General features: G+C 79.9%; 1 protein-coding gene. It reads left to right on the top strand.

From position 1 onward, the window contains the following. A partial coding sequence (locus tag ACTUAL_RS08275) for a polyketide synthase dehydratase domain-containing protein (RefSeq protein ID WP_440899832.1) occupies positions 1-2,035 on the top strand: 2,035 nt, incomplete at both ends.

Here is a 2,035-nt window from a genome sequence, read left to right as displayed (position 1 = left end):
GCACTCGCCGGGGGTCGACGTGCTGCGCGAGGTCCTGGCCACCGCGCTCGCCCCCGTCCGGCCCCGGCGCGCGCACGTGCCGTTCCTGTCCAGCACCACCGGCGCCTGGCTGGACGGCCCCGAGCTGGACGCCGGGTACTGGTTCGCGAACCTGCGCGGCGCGGTCGGCTTCCACGCCGCCACCACGACCCTGCTGGACTCGGGCCACCGGGCGTTCGTCGAGGTCAGCGCGCACCCCGTGCTCACCGGCGCGGTGCAGGACAGCGCCGACGGGCGCGCGCTCGTCACCGGCACGCTGCGCCGCGACCACGGCGGGCTGCACCGGTTCCGGCTCTCGGCCGCCGAGCTGCACGCGCGCGGCGTCCCCGTCGACTGGAACGCCGGGTCCGGTGACCGGTGGCGGCGCGTGGACCTGCCCACCACCCCGTTCCACCGGCAGCGCTGCTGGCCGGACGCCCGCCGCGCCGCCACCGACCAGCCGGGCCTGCGCGCGGCGAACCACCCGCTGCTCGACACCGTCGTCGTGCTCGCGGGCGGCGACGGCGTGGTGTGCCCCGGTAGCGCCTCCACGCGCGCCCACCCGTGGCTGGCCGACCACGCCGTGTCCGGGACCGCGCTGCTGCCGGGCGCCTGCTGGGTGGAGCTCGCGGTCCGCGCGGGCGACGAGGTCGGGCTCCCGGTGCTGGACGAGCTGGTCGTGGAGCAGCCGCTGCCGCTCGGGCCGCGGACCACGCCGCTGCAGGTGCGGGTCGGCCCGCCGGACGCCACCGGTCGCCGACCGGTCGAGCTGCACTCGGGGGAGGGCGGGGACTGGACCAGGCACGCGCGCGGGCACCTCGCCGCCGCGGCGCCCGCGACCGCCGAGGGGCCCGCCGAGGATCCCGCCGAGTGGCCGCCGCCCGGCGCGCGCGAGGTCGACCTGACCGGGTTCTACGAGCGCCAGGCCACCACCGGCTACGGGTACGGGCCCGCCTTCCGCGGTCTGCGCCGCTGCTGGACCCGCGACGGCGAGGTGTTCGCCGAGGTCGTGCTGCCGGGCGAGCCCGGCGCGTTCGGCGTGCACCCGGCGCTGCTGGACGCGGCGCTGCACGCGGCGGCCGTCACCGCGCCCGAGGGCGTCCCGGTGCTGCTGCCGTTCACCTGGACCGGGGTGGCGCTGCACGCCACCGGGGCGCGGGCGCTGCGCGTGCGGCTGACCACCCCGAGGGCGGGCGAGCTGGCGCTGACCGCGTCCGACGGCGACGGCAGGCCCGTGGTCACCGTGGAGTCCCTGGTGCTGCGCCCGGCGGGCGACCTGGCCGCCACGCGGGCGCCGCGGTCGCTGTTCGAGGTGGTGTGGACCGAAACGCCCGCCCTGACCCCGGCCGCGACCGCGCCGAGGCCGGTGCTGCGCCACGACGTCCCCGCGGCCTCCGCCGAGGACGCGGTGTGCTCCACCCTCGCCGTGGTGCAGGGGTTCCTCGCCGATCCCCGGCACGCCGACTCGGTGCTGCTCGTGGTCACCAGGGGCGGCGAGGGCCCGGACGGCGCGACCGCCGCGACGTCCGCCGTGCACGGCCTCGTCCGCTCCGCCCAGGCCGAGGAGCCCGGCCGGATCGTCCTGGTGGACACCGACGGCTCCGCCCCCGACGACCTGATCACCGCGCTCGCCGCCGGACCGGAGCCCCAGCTCGCCGTGCGCGCGGGCCGGGTCACCGCGCCGTGGTTGCGCCGCGCCGCCCCCGAGGGCGCCGCACCCGTCCTGGACCCCGAGGGCACCGTCCTGGTCACCGGCGGCACCGGCGTGCTCGGCGCGGCCGTCGCCCGCCACCTCGTCACCGCCCGCGGCGCGCGCCACCTGCTGCTGCTCAGCCGCCGGGGCCCCGACGCGCCCGGCGCGGCCGACCTGGTCGCGGAGCTGACCGGCGCGGGCGCCCGCGTGGTGGTCCGCGCCGTCGACGTCGCCGACCGCGCCGCCCTCGCCGCCGCGCTCGACGCGGTCCCCGCAGCGCACCCGCTCACCGGCGTCGTGCACCTGGCCGCCGCGCTCGACGAC

Source organism: Actinosynnema sp. (assembly GCF_052038725.1).
This window is presented reverse-complemented; position numbering and strand designations above follow the sequence as displayed.